Raw genomic sequence first — 698 nt, forward strand, 5'->3', positions numbered from 1 at the left:
ATTCATTTTTATTTCCGATGATAGTTGATACAAATCTTTTAATCCATCATTATTTTTAGCTAGAACAACTGTTTCGACTGTATTTAATCCATTTGTCACATATATTGTCATACCAAAAATCGGTTTAATGTTATTTGCTATACATGCATCATAAAATTTAGGAAAACCATACAATACATTGGTGTCAGTTATGGCAAGTGCATCAACATTTTCAGACACAGCAAGTCTTACGGCATCTTCTATTTTTAAGCTTGAATTTAACAAATCATAAGCCGTATGAATATTTAAATATGCCACCATGATTGAATGGCTCCTTTCTATTAGTTAAGTTTTGTGCGTAAAGCTGTAGCAAGTTGCTCAAATTCATCCCAGCTGTTCACTGAAACTCCTGACGCATTCGGATGGCCACCGCCACCAAAATCTTGCGCAATATCATTAATAATCAATTGCCCTTTAGAGCGTAAGCGACATCTTATTTCACTACCCTCATCAACTGCAAACACCCATATTTTCAAACCTTTGATGTCAGCAATTGTATTAACAAACTGAGATGCTTCATTTGGCTGAATACCGAATTGCTCCAATACATCTTCAGTTATTTTAACTTGGCAGAATCCATCATCCATAAGTTCGAAATGTTGTAAAACATAACCTTGAAACGGCAACATTTTTGGGTCCTTCTCCATCATTTTATTTAA

At 34.5% G+C, this 698-nt stretch carries 1 protein-coding gene and 1 pseudogene; both read right to left on the reverse strand.

Going from position 1 to position 698, the window contains the following annotated elements; genetic code table 11:
• On the reverse strand, positions 1-300 hold a 300-nt coding region (locus IDG60_RS18835; RefSeq protein ID WP_156991955.1), incomplete at its 3' end, for a PHP domain-containing protein.
• Positions 301-320: 20 nt separating this feature from the next.
• Positions 321-698, reverse strand: a pseudogene (gene pde2, locus IDG60_RS18840) (pApA hydrolase Pde2); the annotation flags it as partial.

The sequence above is a fragment of the Staphylococcus sp. EG-SA-2 genome, assembly GCF_017152085.1.